Raw genomic sequence first — 19148 nt, forward strand, 5'->3', positions numbered from 1 at the left:
TTTTATTACGACAGTTTTAATGCGCTATTGATTAATTCTTCTTGCTGGCGAGCATGCAGAGCCGGATAACCACAAGCTGGGGCAGCAGATGCTTCACGGCCAGCGTAAGTTAATTGTGCGCCTGCAGGAATCGCTGCCCAGAAATGATGTTGGCTACAATACCAAGCACCCTGGTTTTGCGGTTCTTCCTGACACCATACAAAATCTTTAACATGCTGATATTCAGCAAGTGCTGCTTGCATTTCTTCTTGTGGGAACGGGTACAGTTGCTCCACACGTAAAATAGCAACGTTGGTGATTTCTTGTTTACGACGCTTGTCGAGTAACTCGAAATAAACCTTACCGCTACAGAAGACAACGCGATCCACTTTACTCGCGTCTAATGCATCAAGTTCACCAATCACACTTTGGAAGCTTCCATTAGCAAGTTCATCAAGTGATGACACTGCTAGTGGGTGACGTAGTAATGATTTAGGTGACATCACCACAAGAGGACGACGCATAGGACGTACAACTTGACGACGCAACATGTGATAAACCTGAGCCGGTGTAGAAGGAACACATACCTGCATATTGTGGTTAGCACATAATTGTAGGAAACGTTCAAGGCGAGCAGATGAATGCTCTGGACCTTGGCCTTCATAGCCATGTGGTAACAGCATAGTTAGACCACATAAACGGCCCCACTTTTGCTCACCAGATGACAAGAATTGGTCGATAACCACTTGAGCACAGTTTACGAAGTCGCCAAACTGCGCTTCCCAAATTGTTAACCCACCAGGTTCGGCAGTGGCGTATCCGTATTCAAATGCTAAAACAGATGCTTCTGATAATACAGAATCGATAATATCAATCTCACCTTGCTCATCTGCCACATTACGTAATGGCAAATAAGTCGTACCGTCGTTTTGGTTATGCAATACCGCGTGACGATGGAAGAAAGTACCACGACCAGAATCTTGACCAGTAATACGAACACGTTTGTTATCTTCTAAGATAGACGCATAAGCTAAGGTTTCAGCAAAACCCCAATCCAGTGGTTTTTCACCATTAGCCATTAACACGCGGTCTTTATAAATCTTAGCGACACGTGACTGAAGCTTGTGACTTTCTGGAATATCGACAATCTTTTGCGCTAGATTATTTAAACGCTCAAGTTTCATCGCAGCTTGATAGGTTTCATCCCACTCGCGGTTTAAATATGGTGTCCAGTCCACAGTATGCAGAGTCATTGGACGCCATTCTTTAACCACACAATCGCCCGCATCTAATGAGTCACGGTAAGTGTTCACTAAACCAGTCACATCATCAGCTGAAATACTGCTTTCTTCGATTAGGCGATCGGCATAAATTTTACGCGGTGTTGGATGTTTTTTGATTTTAGCGTACATCAACGGCTGCGTAGCACTCGGCTCATCAGCTTCGTTGTGGCCGTGACGGCGATAACAGACTAAATCAATGACAACATCACGTTTGAATTCGTTGCGGTAATCAACAGCTAGCTGTGAAATAAAGGCAACCGCCTCTGGATCATCAGCGTTAACGTGAAAGATAGGCGCCTGAACCATTTTTGCAATGTCAGTACAGTATTCTGTAGAACGAACATCTTCATGATTAGAAGTGGTAAAGCCCACTTGGTTGTTGATAACGATACGAATACTACCGCCAACTCTAAAACCACGAGCTTGAGACATGTTAAATGTCTCTTGAACAATACCTTGACCCGTAATTGCAGAGTCACCATGAATGGTGATTGGCATCACTTGTAAACCGTCAGTACATCCACGACGATCTTGACGAGCGCGAACCGAACCTATGACAACAGGGTTAACGATTTCAAGATGTGACGGGTTAAATGCCAAGGCTAAATGAACATTGCCACCTGGCGTTTCGAAATCTGATGAGAAACCTTGGTGATACTTAACGTCACCAGATCCCTGAATTTCGTCGTGCTTACCTGCGAATTCGTCAAATAACTCAGCAGGACGCTTACCTAAAACGTTAACTAACACGTTTAAGCGACCACGGTGAGCCATACCAACAACGATTTCTTTAGTGCCAGCTTCACCAGCGCGGTATAAAATCTCGCGCATCATTGGTACTAAAGCATCACCACCTTCTAGTGAGAAACGTTTTGCGCCTGGGAATTTCGCACCTAGGTATTTTTCCATACCTTCAGCAGCGTTTAGGCCTTCTAAGATACGTTTCTTAGTGGAGTTGTCATAATTTGCTTTACCTAAAGACGGTTCAAGACGTTGTTGAATCCAACGCTTTTCGTCTGTATCGGTAATGTGCATGTATTCAGCGCCAATTGAGCCACAATAAGTGCTCTTAAGTGCATGAACAATGTCAGCTAATTTTAATGTATCGCTACCGTATGCAAATGAACCCGTATTGAATTCACGCAACATATCTTCAGCATCAAGACCATGAAAAGCTGGATCTAATTCTTGTACTGCTTCACGTTGCCATAAGCCTAGTGGATCTAGATTGGCATTTTGATGGCCGCGAAAACGATGAGCATTAATTAATTGAAGAACTTTAACTTGTTTAGCGTCTAATTCAGGGTCGGTTACACGGCTGGCGCCTTTGGCACGACTTTCTAACGCTAAACTGCGGAAATAATCACGTACTTTAGAGTGTGCAGCTTCAGGTATATCTTGAGAAGTACCATTTACCGCAGGGAGATTATCAAAGACGACTTGCCAATCAGCAGTAACTGAACTTGGGTCTTCTTGATAGGCTTCATACATCTCTTCTACGTAGGTCGAATTTGAGCCACTTAAATGTGACGATTCGAGCCAAGCTTTCATGATGCCTTGGTGCATTACTTTTCCTTACAAACTTGATACACGTGTTTCGCCATAATCAAAATTACGATACCTTTTGCACCGCAATCGAATCGCATCTAACTATATAATTTTACAGCGTTAAATACAAAGGTCTTCCTAATACACATAAAGAGCCATCCCCATTGATGAAGATGGCTCTCATCAAGAGCTATTTAAGAGATAGTCCTAGCTCTACACTGCGCATTTATACTGCTCGCTTCAATAGCATTGACTTGATATGGCCAATTGCTTTGGTTGGGTTTAGCCCTTTTGGACAAACATCAACACAGTTCATAATACCGTGGCAACGGAATACACTGTAAGCATCGTCTAAACCAGATAAACGTTCTTCAGTCGCAGTGTCGCGGCTATCGATTAAGAAGCGATACGCATGAAGTAAACCACTTGGTCCGATAAACTTATCAGGGTTCCACCAGAAAGATGGACAAGCAGTTGAACAACACGCACACATGATACATTCATACAAACCATCTAGATGAGCACGCTCTTCTGGAGACTGCAGATGTTCACGAGCCGGAGTTTTCTCATCATTGATAAGAAACGGCTTAATTTTTTCGTACTGAGTGTAGAACTGAGTCAGATCGACAATTAAATCACGTACTACAGGCATACCTGGTAGTGGACGAATTTCAATTTTCTTACCTTTGAAGGTAGAAACAGGCGTGATACACGCTAATCCGTTTTTACCATTCATGTTTACGCCATCACTACCACAAACACCTTCACGGCATGAGCGTCTAAAAGATAACGACGTGTCAGATTCTTTCAGCTTCATCAGTGCATCCAATACCATCATGTCGGTACCTTCATCCACTTCTAAGCTGTAATCTTTCATATAAGGCTTAGCATCTACATCAGGATTGTAGCGATAAACTGCAAATTCCAATTTCATCGGGGCTTCTCCTAGTAGGTACGCTTGATAGGCGGGAATGCATCACGAAGCTTAGGCTCCATGTTGACTTCACGCTTTGTCATTTGTTCAGTGATAGGGTCAAAGACACTGTGACATAACCAATTGTCATCATCACGGTCTAAGAAATCTTCACGAGAATGCGCACCACGGCTTTCTGTACGGAAGTTAGCAGCGTAAGCTGTAGCAATCGCCGTAGCCATCAAGTTGTCTAACTCTAAACATTCAATACGCTGAGTATTAAACTCTGAAGAGTTATCAGATAACTTAGCATTCGCTAAACGTTCACGAATTGCTTTAAGCTCTTTAAGGCCTTCAGCCATTGCATCGCCACTTCTGAATACAGAGAAGTTAAGTTGCATGCATAACTGTAAGTCTTTACGAATAACAGCAGGATCTTCACCATCTTTATTGCTTTCCCAGCGATTAAGACGATCAAGTGATGCTGAAATCTGTGCTTCTGATGGCGCGATAGGATCAGCAGTTTCATCAAGGGCTTTACCTAAATGTTGACCTGCTGCACGACCAAATACCACTAAATCAAGTAACGAGTTACCACCTAAGCGGTTTGCACCATGTACTGATACACATGCAATCTCACCTACTGCGAATAAGCCCACGATATCTTGCTCAGTTCCATCGCTATTTTGACGCACAACTTGACCACTAACTTTAGCGGGTAGACCACCCATCATGTAGTGACATGTTGGCAATACAGGAATTGGGCCATCTGCTGGATCAATATGCGCGAAAGTACGAGAAAGTTCACAAACACCAGGAAGACGAGCTTCTAATGTTTCTTTACCTAAGTGATCAAGCTTAAGTAAACAGTGCGGGCCTAGTGGACCATCTAATCCACGACCTTCACGGATCTCAGTCATCATTGAACGAGCAACAACGTCACGAGAAGCCAAATCTTTTGCATTAGGTGCATAACGTTCCATGAAGCGTTCGCCATCTTTATTTAAAAGATAACCACCTTCACCACGACAACCTTCAGTTACAAGTACACCTGCGCCAGCAATACCCGTTGGGTGGAACTGCCACATTTCCATGTCTTGCATTTGAACGCCAGCGCGCATTGCCATACCAACACCATCACCGGTGTTAATGTGAGCATTAGTAGTAGAAGCGTAAATACGCCCTGCACCACCGGTTGCTAAAATTGTTGCCTTCGACTTGAAGTAAACAATCTCGCCAGTTTCAATTTCAATTGCAGTACAACCCACAATTGCGCCGTCATCGTTTTTAACTAAATCTAATGCATACCACTCAGAAAACACTTCAGTTTTGTGTTTAACGTTTTGTTGGTATAAGCAATGAAGTAAAGCATGACCTGTACGGTCAGCAGCTGCTGCAGTACGTGCCGCTTGTTCACCACCAAAGTTCTTTGATTGGCCACCAAATGGACGTTGATAGATAGTACCGTTTTCGAAACGAGAGAATGGTAGACCCATTTGCTCAAGCTCGATAACCGCTTCTGGACCTGTCTTACACATGAACTCGATTGCTTCTTGGTCACCGATAAAATCAGAACCTTTTACAGTATCGTACATGTGCTGTTCCCAATGATCTTCATGCGCGTTACCTAACGCAACAGTGATACCACCTTGCGCAGAAACTGTATGAGAACGTGTTGGAAACACTTTAGATAAAAGCGCACAGCTCTTACCTTCTTTTGAAATTTGTAAAGCCGCTCGCATGCCAGCGCCACCAGCGCCGATCACTACTGCGTCAAATTCGCGTACTGGAATACTCACTTAAACACCCCACACTATGATGATGCCTGCAGCTAGGTAACAAAAAGCCGCTACGACAAATACGAACTGAAGTAATCCACGCACTGAAACGTTTTTAACGTAATCAGTCAGTACTTGCCAGATACCAATCCATGAATGGATTAATACTGCAACCAGTGCCAACAAAGTGAATACTTTCATTGGTAAGGTGCTAAATAGCCCATGCCAAATTTCGTAAGTTAAAGGGGCGCTACAAGCAATAAACCCAACCATAAAAATGGTGTAACAGGTTAAAATTACTGCACTAGCACGGATTAAAATAAAGTCATGAACACCACTGCGTCCAAGGCTTGCTGCGTTGGTTACCATACCCAAATCCCCACGATGATTGAAAACGCCGCTGATAGAACAAAGGCGATTTTTGCTGATGCTAAGCCTGAGGCTAATTCTTCCCAACGACCGGTATCCATAATCAGATGACGTAAGCCAACGATTAAGTGATAACCCAACGCAGTTAGAATTCCCCAGATAACAAACTTAACCAGCAAGTTATCAAAAAGAGATTGTAGGCCGGCGAAACTCTCAGGCGATGCTAAAGATTCATTTAGCATCCAAATAAGAATACCGACAGCAAACAGCATGATGACACCGGATACGCGGTGAAGAATTGACGCAATCGCTGTTGCAGGAAAGCGAATGGTCTGTAGGTCTATATGGACAGGTCTTTGCTTTTTCACGTTCTGCTCACTCAGCTCCATTGAGCATTATTTTTATTATTCATCTTGTTTGCTTCTATTTGTTACACCAAACTACTTATGTAAACAAATTGTTGAAACTTAACAGACTACTATCAAACACTTAACTATTTGAGAATTCACTAATTTAGCCAGCTAAAAAATGATTTCAAAAATGTGATGTTTGTCGCCCTTTGTGGGCGAGGCCAAGTATACTCAAGCCCATTGTCAAATACAAACGTCACACTATGCAAAATTTGTTTTTTTGCATTTTTTTTCGTTTCAAGCCAATGCTGGCAAGGCGTCTAGCAAGGTTTATACCATGGTCTAATAAATTTAAACGCTTATTTAAATTGAAATGTGATCACGATTCACTGTAAAGTAATGTCCGCTTAACATGCCGCACTCACAGAAAAGAATGAAGTAAGGAGAACGGGGTATGGCTGACAATATAGCCAAATTAGAGTTACCGGGGAATGAATCAATCGAATTGCCAGTTAAGCAGGGAACTGCTGGCTTTGACGTAATCGATATCAGTAAATTAGGAAAGACAGGACATTTCACTTTTGATCCTGGTTTTTTAGCAACCGCTTCTTGCGAATCTGCTATTACCTACATTGATGGTGAAAAAGGTGTGCTTACACACCGTGGTTACCCAATTTACGAGTTAGCTACTGAATCTAACTATTTAGACGTTTGTTACTTGTTGTTGTACGGTGAATTACCAAGCAAAACTCAGTACGAAGAGTTTGTTGCAATGGTTAAAAACCACACAATGGTTAATGAACAATTAGCTTCTTTCTTTAGAGGCTTCCGTCGCGATGCACATCCTATGGCAATGCTATGTGGCGTTACCGGTGCATTATCTGCGTTCTACCAAGACTCTCTTGATGTAAATGATGAAAAACATCGTGAAATTGCGGCTTTCCGCCTAGTTTCTAAAATGCCAACGATTGCAGCAATGTGCTACAAGTATTCAATTGGCCAACCTTTCGTCTATCCACGCAACGACCTAAGTTACGCTGGTAACTTCTTGTCGATGATGTTTGCAGTTCCATGTGAAGAGTACAAAGTGAATCCTATTGTTGAAAAAGCAATGGACAGAATCTTTGTTTTACATGCTGACCATGAGCAAAATGCATCGACATCAACAGTACGTTTAGCGGGTTCATCAGGTGCTAACCCATTTGCATGTATTGCTGCAGGTATTGCTTCATTATGGGGTCCAGCTCATGGTGGTGCTAACGAAGCTTGTTTAAACATGCTAGAAGAAATTGGCAGTGTTGATCGTATTCCTGAGTTCGTTGCTCGTGCGAAAGATAAAGCTGATCCATTCCGTTTAATGGGCTTTGGACATCGCGTATACAAAAACTTCGACCCTCGTGCGAAGGTTATGCGTGAAACTTGTCATGAAGTTTTAGCTGAACTAAACGTTCAAGATCCTCTACTTGATGTAGCAATGGAGCTAGAACGCATTGCATTAGAAGACGAGTATTTCGTATCTAAGAAGCTGTATCCAAATGTTGATTTCTACTCAGGAATTATCATGAAAGCAATTGGTATTCCTACTAGTATGTTTACAGTGTTATTTGCACTTTCGCGTACAGTTGGTTGGATTGCACATTGGAAAGAAATGCTTGACCAACCAGGTCACAAAATTAGCCGTCCACGCCAGCTATACACTGGTTCTGAAGACCGCGATTTTGTCAGCTTAGATAAACGATAGTATTTACTACTGCTGAATAAAAGGCGCCCTTTGGGCGCTTTTTTTATGCCTGCAATTAATAATAAAAACAGTATATTAGCAGTTATCTTACGTGACCTATACCCTCTTCCACCGTGTTCCGTTCTTATTCGCACAGAGTTCATTCTCAGTGTATAAACACAGTCTAGATAAACCTAACGAGCTTTTAAGTAAACAAAAGGAGCGTTATATCAATATGAGTGCTCCACTAATTTGTACTCTATAATGGCTAATCTGGTGCTTCTTCAAAGCGTTAAAGCCATAAGTCTTACCGATTAATAAATGTGACAGCGACTATGGGTTTGCGTTTTAATTTAGTGTTATGAGGTCGCTTACACCAAAGACTGGAGTCTGTTTGAAATGGAGACAGTCTCACTACAGATATAGTGAGTTATTTACTAATTTTGTTGAACTCAAATACTCAAACTTAACCGTTATAAGCATTTAAAATCTTAACTTCTAATCATTAAACCCAGTGATTTTACTGACTAAACCTTAGCGAGAAAGAACATATAACGTCTCAAGTTTCATATCCAAATGAAAAATCAGCAACAAAATACAGCCTAAAATGCTATTCAAATAGATATAACCAATTGCATTAAATATCTAACCAAATAGCTTTATCCACTTGACCAATTAATGGACTAAACAATAAACCTACAACTTTAAATTGAATGATTATTCATCAAACAGCTTAATGTAATGTATCAATTTGCTGCACCAAGATGGATTTTCATTTGAAAAATGAGTTTGTTTGCCGCTTTTTTATTCGATATTAATATAACTATTGCGTCATCATTATAAAAAATCTGCCTGTTCTAAATAAAAACGACTTAAAAATTTATTTTATACCTAATTAGAAATAGCTGATGAGATGCAAATGAACTAACAATTCTTGGTATGATTAAGTGTAAATGACAAGAAATGTGCACAAAAAGTGCGCCATGCCCAATGTTAGCGCATAAAAATTAATTTAAATAATAATAAAATATTTTCATTCATAGTTTAAAAATACAGCTAAATTCCAGTTTTATACCCATTAGTTACAACATTTACTTAGGCGGATGTCTATTTATAGGACTTAAAAATCATTCAATTCAGGTAAAAAATCAGAACTTAACATGGTTAAATATGGATTTAATGTCAACAAATGACAAATCCTATTCTAATAAGAGTGTAAATTCCGACAATGCTTAGCTAAATTTACTGACGTACGAGAATATTAGAATATTCACTTAATCTGATTAGGTATTGGTAATAACCATTCAATTGATTTTCAAAACAAGAACCTGAGAATGAGCAAATTATCGATTAAATTACCGGATCAAGATCTGAAAATATGAATACCTAAATGAACGCAATATATACACTTCAAAGCAGAATTAATTTTCTGCTAATACGAGAATAGCAAAATGAGCAAAGCAAAACTGCGAGCCAATAGAACTGCTATAACTGGTGGCTAAATGCCCTTTCTCTCTGATTCGCCGCCCAGAGTTGATTAATAATGTGCAGAAAGCGTTAGCTTGCCCAATTACAACGAGTTCATGAGAAGTGTATTTATTGTTCAATACTAATATTCATACTCAAATTGAATGGTCGTATATAATATCCTTGGCTAATGCCAATTAGCTATCGACACACAACTGATGAGCTTTCGCTTTTGAGACAATATAGTGAGCCACATCATCAACTGAATGAATTTCAACTAAATTAACCTGCTCGATTTCAGTAACTGATTGAGTATTAAAATATAAATTTTTTGCTGCATCATAAACTTCTACAACTTTTTCAGCTACCGCTTCCATCGGATCGATAAAATCAACATCGATGAATTCAGCTTCCAGAATAGAGCGAACTAATGGCAGTTCTGTGCAGCCTAGAATAATCGTATCAACGCCTTGTGCTGTTAACGTTTCAATGGCCTTAATTAATAATTTTGCATTATTGATAAACTCACCGGATTTAATTCCAAAAGGTGTACGAATGTCTTGTCCACATTCTGTTTTCTCACCAGTCTTAGCGCCATATATTGCGCTATGCACGTATCGCTCTTGGATTTCAAAAGTGGGTTTACAAAAGGCTATCTGCGCTTCGTCGAGGTATTTATCATAAATGGCAGAATTATAAGTACCATTAGTACATAAAATACCTACGGTAGCTTGAGGGTTTTCTTGTTGGATTTTATGGCTAGTCGCTTTCAGCATATCCAAAAGATATACATCTGTTTGAGCTTGTAAATCATCTCTAAAATAATGTGCTGTATTGCAAGTCATCACAGCAAAATGCACCTGATTTCTTTCTAAAAACTTCACTGACTCAAGCATTTCAGGGATAGGATCAGTGCCACCTTCATTAATTGCTTCAGAGCGATCAGGAATATCAGGGTTTTTAATTACCACCATTCCCATATGGTCTTGATCTTTCACAGCTCCGTGGGCAACCTCTTCTTTGAAAATAATATCTTGAAATAAGATATCTGCTTCAGGCCCCATATTACCAACGACACCGAAAATTAAATCTTTCATTTTTACCCATATACATAAACATGTGAATTTATGAATATGGTAAAACTCGGGTATAAATCGAGGTAATCACACTTGAAGGATCTCGTCCTCGTTTTGGTAGCTTATCTACTAACCACACCTAAAAAGTATTACAACTGGCAACTAAAATAGCTTGGTGTAATGATCAAAAGCGGTGGTTTTGGTATAGCCGAGCGACTCATATAAGGCCTTTGCCACATCATTATCTACTGCTGTAGCCAGCTTAACTGTACTAGCATCTGTATATTGGGCAAACAAATCAACTTGTTTAAGCAGTTTATTGGCAACTCCTTGTTGCCTTGCTGCTGTTGCGACAAACATATCGTTCAGTATCCACATTCTCTTCATCGCAACAGACGAGAACGTTGGATAAAGCTGAACAAACCCTAGACCGTCGCCTTCTTCATTCGTCGCAATAAAAATCACCGAATCACTCTCGATGAGACGTTCTTTAATGAACTTTTTGCATTGCTCTATATTTGCAGCTTGCCCATAAAATTGACGATATTCATCGAATAAGGCTGTAACTAAATTCAATTGCTCAATTGTTGCTTGAATGATTTTCAAAACAGTTTCCTTTATATCTGCAGCCATATTGTTTTGGCTTTGGCTTGTAACTAAAGCTCTTAACACAAGTTATAACTCAAACTTGCCTAACAGATGACAGTAACCCTTAACATCTATCTGATTTCCTTTAGATAGTTAACTTACCTCAAAAGATAAACAACGTCAGCCCCAACTGAACAATTTATGTTCATAGTTAAATTAACCAATAACACTAATAAATAAACATTTTCACTACATATTAATATTACCCAATCCTAAACCACAACCAAAAACCAAGTAAACCACTGATAAATATAAACAATTAAAATTGGCACAATTACTGCTTTGTTACAAGCAAAATAACATTAGTTACAAATGATAACGTGACGTTTACAAGTTAAGGTTTCACACTCAACTCTATTAAGCGTCATTAATTCAAAATATTGAACTGGCAGGTACCCCATGGATAGGTTAATCAGCATGAAAAAAATGACAATCCCACTACTTTGTATCGCAGCACTGACAACTGGATTAACTGGTTGCACTGGTGAGCAGGAAGATTCAAAAGAAGAAGAAAAATACGCAGTTCCAGTTGAAGTATCCCATGTTACCCAAGGTAATGTGTCTTCGTTTTATAGCACTACCGCAACCTTAGAAGCACCTGAAGAAGCCCATGTGGTCACACGTATTGCAGGTTTAATAGAAGATATTAAGGTAGAAGAAGGCGACCGAGTTACTAAAGGCCAAGCCTTAGCGACAATTGATGCCAAACGTCAGCACTATGATTACAAACGTTCTCAAGCTGAAGTTCAAATCATTGAACAAGAACTAAATCGACTAAAACAAATGAAAAATAAAGAATTTGTTAGTCAGGATGTAATGGCCAAATTAGAGTTCAACTTACAAGCGGCTATCGCGCAACGCGATTTAGCAAAATTACATGTAATTGAAAGCCAAATCGTGTCGCCAATTGATGGCATTGTTGCGATGAGACATGTCAAAAAAGGCAATATGGCCAAAGAGTTTGAAGAATTGTTCTATATCGTTAATCAAGATGAGTTACATGGGATAGTTCATTTACCCGAACAGCAACTAACCAGCTTACGTTTAGGCCAACAAGCTAAGATCAGTAATCAATATTCAAATACTAGTAAAGCCACAGGTTCAAATGAAATTATCGCGAATGTATTGCGTATTAGCCCTATCGTAGATGCGCAAAGTGGCACATTTAAAGTCACTATTGCCATTGATAACACCAAAGCTAACCTTAAAGCTGGTATGTTCACCCGAGTTGAGCTTAAATACGACACCCATGAAGATGTGGTTACAGTGCCTTTTAATGCAGTGATTAATCAAGATGACACTCAAGCTTTGTACGTTATTGAAGATAACACTGCCACCCGCCGTGAAGTCCGCTTGGGATATCGCGAAAAAGATAAAGTAGAAGTTATTTCGGGTGTTGAGCAAGGCGAGCAAATCGTTATACGCGGCCAACAAAACCTTAAAGATCAGTCATTAGTTGAAATCATTACACCCCTTTCTTATGCCAAAAACAGCTTAAACGCTAAGTAAGGGAGTTACTATGTCATTGATTAATACTTCGGTTAAACGTCCTGTAACCGTATGGATGTTTATGCTTGCCATCATGCTGTTTGGAATGGTTGGATTTACCCGGTTAGCGGTGAAATTACTGCCTGATTTAAGTTATCCCAGTGTCACTGTGCGCACCGCTTACGATGGCGCTGCGCCAGTCGAAGTGGAGCAGCTGCTCTCTAAACCAATAGAAGAAGCTGTTGGCGTAGTTAAAGGGTTACGCAAGATTAGTTCTATATCCCGTTCAGGTATGTCTGATGTGGTGCTTGAGTTTGAATGGGGCACCAATATGGATATGGCAAGCCTCGAAGTACGCGAAAAAATTGATACTATCGAGCTGCCTTTAGACATTAATAAACCACTATTGCTTCGCTTTAACCCGAATTTAGATCCCATCATGCGCTTGGCATTATCAGTGCCTGATGCAAGTGAATCTCAATTAAAAGGCATGAGAACCTTTGCTGAAGAAGAACTAAAACGCCGCCTTGAAGCCTTATCTGGTGTAGCTGCAGTTCGATTATCAGGTGGTTTAGAGCAAGAAGTTCATATTCTATTAAATCAGCAAAAGCTTCAGCAATTAAACTTAAATGCTGACGATATTAAACGTCGAATCAATGAAGAAAATATCAATTTATCAGCTGGTAAAGTGATTCAAGGAGACAAAGAGTACTTGGTCAGAACCTTAAACCAGTTTAACTCTTTAGAAGAGTTACGTGATGTAATCGTATATCGCAACGGCCAGACTCTTATACGCTTACGTGAAGTGGCTGACATCGTTGATGGATACAAAGAGCGAAGCGATGTCACTCGTATTGGTGATGTTGAATCCATTGAGTTGGCGATTTATAAAGAAGGTGACGCGAATACGGTTTCTGTTGCGCAAAAAATCCAAGCTGAGCTTAATAACCTTAATGCTGAATCAGAAGATAACCAATTAAAAGTTATTTATAACCAATCGGAATTTATCCAAAGCGCCGTCAGCGAAGTGACCTCAGCAGCCCTTTTCGGCAGTTTATTAGCCATGCTGGTAATTTACTTATTCCTGCGTGACATTATTGCCACCTTAATTATTTCAATTTCGATTCCATTTTCAGTTATCGCCACCTTTAATATGATGTATTTTGCTGAAATCAGTTTAAACATTATGTCACTTGGCGGTATCGCTCTAGCCATTGGTTTATTAGTCGATAATGCCATCGTAGTGTTGGAAAACATTGACAGATATAAAGCCCAAGGTTTAGCAAGGCTAGATGCCGCAGTAAAAGGCAGCAAAGAAGTTGCGGGGGCTATTTTTGCCTCAACCTTAACGACACTGGCAGTGTTTGTGCCTCTAGTGTTTGTTGATGGTATTGCAGGTGCTTTGTTTTCTGACCAAGCCCTAACGGTGACTTTCGCGCTATTAGCTTCATTATTTGTTGCCTTAACAGCCATTCCAATGCTGGCGTCTCGCCAAGGTTTCAAACAATTACCTGAAGAAACCATAGCAGAGCCAAAAGCAAAACCGACCACCACTAAAGGAAAAATTGCTCATTATTGCGGTTTAGTGCTTGGGTTTCCGTTCAAAGTACTACTGAGTTACCTACCTAATGCCCTATTAAACTTAGTCATTATTTTAACTCGATTTATTTCGTGGTTATTTAGTTTATTCATGCGTCCTTTAAGCGCAGGTTTTAATGTGTTTTATCGCTTTATCGAAAGGATATATCACCGCGTGTTAAAGCATGCAATGGCACACAAAGTAGTTACTGTTGTTATTGCCATCATGCTTACAGTTGGTGCAGGTAGCTTATTCCCACGATTGGGAGTTGAGTTAATCCCGCCGATGAATCAAGGCGAGTTTTATGTGGAAATTTTATTACCACCAGGAACAGCAGTTCAAAAAACCGATTCGGTACTTGAGCAACTGGCCTATTCAATCAGTGACAGCGAAGATGTAAAACACACGTTCAGCCAAGCAGGTAGTGGTGGATTAATGACATCAGATACTGCACGCGGTGGTGAAAACTGGGGACGTTTACAAGTTGTGCTTGCTAACACTCATGCCTTTGATAGCGTTGCTGCAACATTACGTGAAACAGCAAGGCGCATTCCTGCCCTTGATGCCAAAATTGAACATCCTGAATTGTTCAGTTTTAAAACCCCGCTTGAGATAGAACTGTCTGGTTATGATTTAGCCCAGTTAAAACAAAGTGGCGATCAGTTGGTATCAGCGCTATCTCAGTCTAATCGATTCAGCGATATCAATACCTCGCTACGTGACGGTCAACCAGAAATTAGTATTCGCTTCGACCATGCTCGCTTAGCAGCATTAGACATGGATGCACCAACCGTTGCCAGTCGAATAGCACATCGTGTAGGCGGCACTATCGCCAGCCAATATACGGTGCGCGATCGTAAAGTGGATATTCTAGTACGTAGTGAACTCGCTGAGCGTAATAATATCGAAGACGTTAATGCATTAATAATCAACCCTAATAGCCAACATGCCATTCCATTAAGCGCGGTAGCCGATGTGTCACTCCAAGTTGGACCCTCTGCCATAAACCGTGTGAGTCAGCAGCGTGTGGCAATTGTATCGGCTAACTTAAGTTATGGTGATTTAAGTGAAGCGGTTAAAGAAGCACAGCTTATTTTAAACCAACAGCAATTCCCTTCTTCTATTCAGGCACGTTTCGGTGGACAAAATGAAGAAATGGAACACTCTTTTGAGTCATTAAAAATTGCACTTATTCTTGCGGTATTTCTGGTGTACTTAGTGATGGCCAGTCAGTTTGAGTCTCTATTGCACCCATTGTTAATTCTATTTGCCGTTCCTATGGCGGTAGGTGGCAGTATTATTGGCTTATTTATCACAGGTACACACATTAGCGTGGTGGTATTTATCGGACTGATTATGCTCGCAGGTATTGTGGTAAATAATGCCATTGTCCTGGTCGATAGAATTAACCAGTTGCGTAAAGAAGGCATCGAGAAAGACCAGGCTATCAGCACTGCTGCTAAGTCACGTCTGCGCCCAATCATGATGACAACTTTAACCACCACATTAGGCCTATTACCTATGGCTATAGGTGTCGGTGATGGCAGTGAAATCCGCGCACCTATGGCAATTACAGTTATATTCGGCTTAAGCATGTCAACGATGCTGACTCTGTTAGTCATCCCTGCTCTATACGGTATTTTTGATAAAAAGAGCTATCAGCAAACGGAAGATGAACAAGCTAACCGCAATACTAACGTAAGCGCAGAACCAAGCGTGGAGGGACAGTCATGAGTAAAAGCAATCAAGCTTCGAACCATGATGCTCAATCCACTGAAAAGGGGTTTAGTATCACTCGCCTTGCGATTAAAAGGCCGGTGACCACCAGCATGTTCTTTCTAGCCATACTGCTATTTGGCATGGCGTCGAGTCGCTTGTTACCACTAGAAATGTTTCCTGGTATCGATATTCCGCAAATACAGGTTAACGTTCCTTATAAGGGCTCGACTCCTGCTGAAGTAGAACGTGATATTACTCGGGTGCTAGAAGAGTCTTTAGCAACCATGAGTGGTATTGAAGAAGTTCGCTCAAACTCATCTCAAGACGGCGCCAATATTCAGCTTAATATGAAATGGGGACAAGACGTAGCAACCAAAAGTTTAGAAGCCCGCGAGAAAATTGATTCAGTCAGGCATTTACTGCCAAAGGATGTTGAACGCGTATTTATTCAGCAGTTTTCTACTGCTGATATGCCGGTTCTTACCATTCGAATTTCAAGTGAGCGCGAATTATCAAATGCATTTGATTTGCTCGATAAACAGCTGCGTAAACCACTTGAGCGTATTGAGGGGGTGTCTAAAGTTACTTTATATGGCGTCGATCAAAAGCAAATTGAAATACGACTAGATGCCGATAAACTAGCAGCTTCTGGCATTAATCCATCAGAGCTTAGGCAGCGCCTACAACTTGAAAACTTTGTTATTAGCGCAGGTACTGTACGCAATAACAATCAGGTATTTCAGGTTTCACCTAAGGGAGAGTTTTTATCTCTTGAAGATATCAAAGCGGTTAAACTAAATACCACCACAACCCTTGGCGATATCGCCTCTGTTAAGTTTACCTTGCCAGAACCCTTCGAAGGCCGCCATTTAGATCAAAAATACGCTGTAGGTCTAGATGTATTTAAAGAATCGGGTGCCAACTTAGTCCATGTCTCTGAACGTGTACTTAAAGTGATTGAACAAACTAAGCAAGATCAACAATTCCAAGGCATTAAGTTGTTTGTCATGGAAGACCAAGCCTATGGGGTTAAATCATCACTGCAAGACTTACTGATTTCAGGATTAATCGGTGCGTTTTTATCTTTCGGTGTTTTATATCTATTTTTACGTAATTTAAAGATGACCTTGGTTGTCGTTTCATCTGTGCCTATTTCAATTTGTATGACGCTCGCAGGTATGTATTTACTGGGTTACAGCTTAAATATCTTATCCATGATGGGACTATTGTTAGCTGTCGGTATGTTGATTGATAACGCGGTAGTAGTCACCGAAAGTGTTCTGCAAGAAAAGCAGCGATGTGGGTTAACCGGTAATGAAGATACCAAGCCCCATTGCCAAAAAGCTAACGAATCTGCTGTACTCACAGGGGTTGAAAAAGTTGCCTTAGCAGTCCTCGCTGGCACCTTAACCACCGCAATTGTGTTCTTACCTAATATCGTTGGGGTAAAAGTTGAGTTAACTATTTTCCTAGAGCATGTGGCGATTTCAATTTGTATATCTCTTGCAGCATCATTATTAGTAGCAAAAACCTTGATTCCACTGCTGCTAACCAAACTACATTTTGAGATTGATACCGAAGAAAAAGAGTCTAGATTGCAGCGTTATTACCAGCGCAGTTTAACTTGGGTGCTAGAACACTCAAAAATATCAGGCGTACTTGCAGTATTGATACTTGTATCAACGGCCCTACCTTTGAGTTTAGTTAAACAAGATCAATCTGATGGCGAAGGAAATGACCGCTTATACATTAACTATCAATTAGAAGGCCGTCATAACCTTAAAGTCACTGAAGCGATGATTAATCAAATGGAAGACTACCTTTATGGTAATAAAGAAGCCTTCATGATTGATTCTGTGTATAGCTATTATTCAGCTGACAGTATCCAAACCACTATTTTACTCGAAAAAGACATAGAAACGCCGATGTCAGAACTTAAGCAAACCATTCGAGAAGGTTTCCCTAAGTACGCTGCAGCTACACCTCAATTTGGTTGGGGCAATGAAAATTCTGGGTTAAGAATTACATTAACAGGCCGCTCTACTTCTGAATTAATTACCTTAAGTAAGCAAGTCGTGCCGCTATTAAGTGCTATTGAAGGATTAGAGGATGTGCGCTCAGAGGTTAATGGCGCTCAGCAAGAAGTGATTGTGACCATCAACCGGGAAATGGCAGCTCGTTTAGATTTAAAACTCAATGAAGTTGCCTCACATATTTCGATGGCACTGCGTGGTACACCGCTGCGTTCATTCAGACATGATCCTAATGGTGAATTACGTATTGAGCTTGCCTATGATAAAAGCTGGCAACGTTCGTTGGAGCAACTCAAACAACTGCCGATTATTCGTAAAGGTGAGCGTGTTTACAATTTAGATAATTTAGCTGAAATCAAAATTCAGCCACGTTTTGACACCATTAGACATTACAACCGTCAAACCGCGCTATCGATTGGTGCAAACGTTAATGAAATCACCACCGAGGAAGCCCAAGAACAAATTGAAAAGGTGATGCAAAATGTCAATTTCCCTTACGGTTATGACTATAGTTTGCGTGGTGGTTTCCAGCGTCAGGATGAAGATCAATCCATCATGGCGGTAAACATGATTCTGGCACTAGCGATGATTTATATTGTCATGGCAGCCCTATTTGAATCACTGCTTTTACCCACTGCGATTATTAGCTCAATTCTATTTTCAATCACTGGGGTATTTTGGGCATTATGGATATCAGGCACGGCAATGTCAGTAATGGCAATGATAGGGATCCTTATCTTGATGGGGATCGTAGTGAACAATGGTATTGTATTGGTCGACCAAATAAACCAAATGACGCCAAAGTTAACTGATCTTTCAACTACGATAAAATCTATTTGTATTACTCGATTACGCCCAGTATTGATGACTGTGGCGACGACAGTGCTAGGGCTCGTGCCATTAGCAATGGGTGACACTCAAATTGGTGGCGGTGGTCCACCCTATTCACCTATGGCCATTGCAATCATCGGTGGTTTGAGTTTTTCAACAGTCACCAGTTTGTATTTAGTGCCTTTGTGTTATCAAGCCCTGTACCGTATTCGCTATCAATCATCGGTTAAATTAGGTTTAGCTGACAAAAGAGCTAAAAAGCTGCTACCTTGGACACTGTAAGTAATTAGTAATACGGAAGCTAAGCCATTTACGCCAGCAGATAACATAATTAAATTAATGTGCTGGCTAAATGGTTACATGACCC

At 40.6% G+C, this 19148-nt stretch carries 11 protein-coding genes; 4 read left to right on the plus strand and 7 right to left on the minus strand.

Translation table 11 applies throughout. The features are described from left to right. Nucleotides 1-5 precede the first annotated feature (5 nt). The 5 genes from sucA to sdhC all read right to left on the minus strand — a co-directional run bounded on the left by sucA (nt 6) and on the right by sdhC (nt 6259). A complete protein-coding gene (sucA, locus tag AC0L4E_RS10495; RefSeq protein WP_473679138.1) occupies nt 6-2828 on the minus strand; it encodes a 2-oxoglutarate dehydrogenase E1 component in 2823 nt (940 codons plus the stop codon). Between the two features lie 208 nt (nt 2829-3036). Then, complete coding sequence (locus AC0L4E_RS10500) at nt 3037-3744, minus strand: succinate dehydrogenase iron-sulfur subunit (RefSeq protein WP_220754213.1); 708 nt, start codon at nt 3742-3744, stop codon at nt 3037-3039. A gap of 11 nt (nt 3745-3755) precedes the next feature. Continuing rightward, a complete protein-coding gene (gene sdhA / locus AC0L4E_RS10505; protein WP_473679139.1) occupies nt 3756-5522 on the minus strand; it encodes a succinate dehydrogenase flavoprotein subunit in 1767 nt (588 codons plus the stop codon). Beyond that, a complete protein-coding gene (gene sdhD, locus AC0L4E_RS10510; protein WP_055023360.1) occupies nt 5523-5870 on the minus strand; it encodes a succinate dehydrogenase, hydrophobic membrane anchor protein in 348 nt (115 codons plus the stop codon). Next, nucleotides 5864-6259 (minus strand): succinate dehydrogenase, cytochrome b556 subunit, encoded by a 396-nt coding sequence (sdhC, locus tag AC0L4E_RS10515; protein ID WP_102528518.1) that lies wholly within the window; start codon nt 6257-6259, stop codon nt 5864-5866. Before sdhC ends, sdhD begins: the two co-directional genes overlap by 7 nt. Before the next feature lie 415 nt (nt 6260-6674). On the opposite strand from sdhC, the gene AC0L4E_RS10520 reads away from it, so the two are divergent. Next, a complete protein-coding gene (locus tag AC0L4E_RS10520) occupies nt 6675-7961 on the plus strand; it encodes a citrate synthase (protein ID WP_220754215.1) in 1287 nt (428 codons plus the stop codon). A gap of 1643 nt (nt 7962-9604) precedes the next feature. Here the strand turns inward: AC0L4E_RS10520 and AC0L4E_RS10525 are convergent. Both AC0L4E_RS10525 and AC0L4E_RS10530 read right to left on the minus strand, forming a co-directional pair. After that, nucleotides 9605-10504: an aspartate/glutamate racemase family protein gene (locus AC0L4E_RS10525; RefSeq protein WP_473679140.1), complete on the minus strand. Its 900-nt coding sequence runs from the start codon at nt 10502-10504 to the stop codon at nt 9605-9607. 141 nt (nt 10505-10645) lie between these two features. After that, nucleotides 10646-11089, minus strand: coding sequence for a GNAT family N-acetyltransferase (locus AC0L4E_RS10530; RefSeq protein ID WP_473679141.1), 444 nt, complete (start codon nt 11087-11089; stop codon nt 10646-10648). Between the two features lie 459 nt (nt 11090-11548). Here AC0L4E_RS10530 and AC0L4E_RS10535 point away from each other — a divergent pair, with 459 nt between their 5' ends. The 3 genes from AC0L4E_RS10535 to AC0L4E_RS10545 are packed head-to-tail and all read left to right on the plus strand — an operon-like array spanning nt 11549 to nt 19063. After that, nucleotides 11549-12640: an efflux RND transporter periplasmic adaptor subunit gene (locus AC0L4E_RS10535; RefSeq protein ID WP_473679142.1), complete on the plus strand. Its 1092-nt coding sequence runs from the start codon at nt 11549-11551 to the stop codon at nt 12638-12640. 10 nt (nt 12641-12650) lie between these two features. Further along, nucleotides 12651-15932, plus strand: coding sequence for an efflux RND transporter permease subunit (locus AC0L4E_RS10540; protein ID WP_473679143.1), 3282 nt, complete (start codon nt 12651-12653; stop codon nt 15930-15932). Next, nucleotides 15929-19063 (plus strand): efflux RND transporter permease subunit, encoded by a 3135-nt coding sequence (locus tag AC0L4E_RS10545; RefSeq protein WP_473679144.1) that lies wholly within the window; start codon nt 15929-15931, stop codon nt 19061-19063. The genes AC0L4E_RS10540 and AC0L4E_RS10545 overlap by 4 nt, the downstream gene beginning before the upstream one ends. Nucleotides 19064-19148 lie beyond the last annotated feature (85 nt).

The organism is Shewanella sp. GJ50-10, from assembly GCF_055808815.1.

Bases quoted from the DNA above. Each gene is read 5' to 3' on its own strand.
- AC0L4E_RS10520 (WP_220754215.1), top strand. From the start codon at position 6,675: ATGGCTGACAATATAGCCAAATTAGAGTTACCGGGGAATGAATCAATC.
- AC0L4E_RS10535 (WP_473679142.1), top strand. From the start codon at position 11,549: ATGAAAAAAATGACAATCCCACTACTTTGTATCGCAGCACTGACAACT.
- sucA (WP_473679138.1), bottom strand. From the start codon at position 2,828: ATGCACCAAGGCATCATGAAAGCTTGGCTCGAATCGTCACATTTAAGT.
- AC0L4E_RS10500 (WP_220754213.1), bottom strand. From the start codon at position 3,744: ATGAAATTGGAATTTGCAGTTTATCGCTACAATCCTGATGTAGATGCT.
- sdhC (WP_102528518.1), bottom strand. From the start codon at position 6,259: ATGGAGCTGAGTGAGCAGAACGTGAAAAAGCAAAGACCTGTCCATATA.
- AC0L4E_RS10540 (WP_473679143.1), top strand. From the start codon at position 12,651: ATGTCATTGATTAATACTTCGGTTAAACGTCCTGTAACCGTATGGATG.
- AC0L4E_RS10545 (WP_473679144.1), top strand. From the start codon at position 15,929: ATGAGTAAAAGCAATCAAGCTTCGAACCATGATGCTCAATCCACTGAA.
- AC0L4E_RS10525 (WP_473679140.1), bottom strand. From the start codon at position 10,504: ATGAAAGATTTAATTTTCGGTGTCGTTGGTAATATGGGGCCTGAAGCA.
- sdhD (WP_055023360.1), bottom strand. From the start codon at position 5,870: ATGGTAACCAACGCAGCAAGCCTTGGACGCAGTGGTGTTCATGACTTT.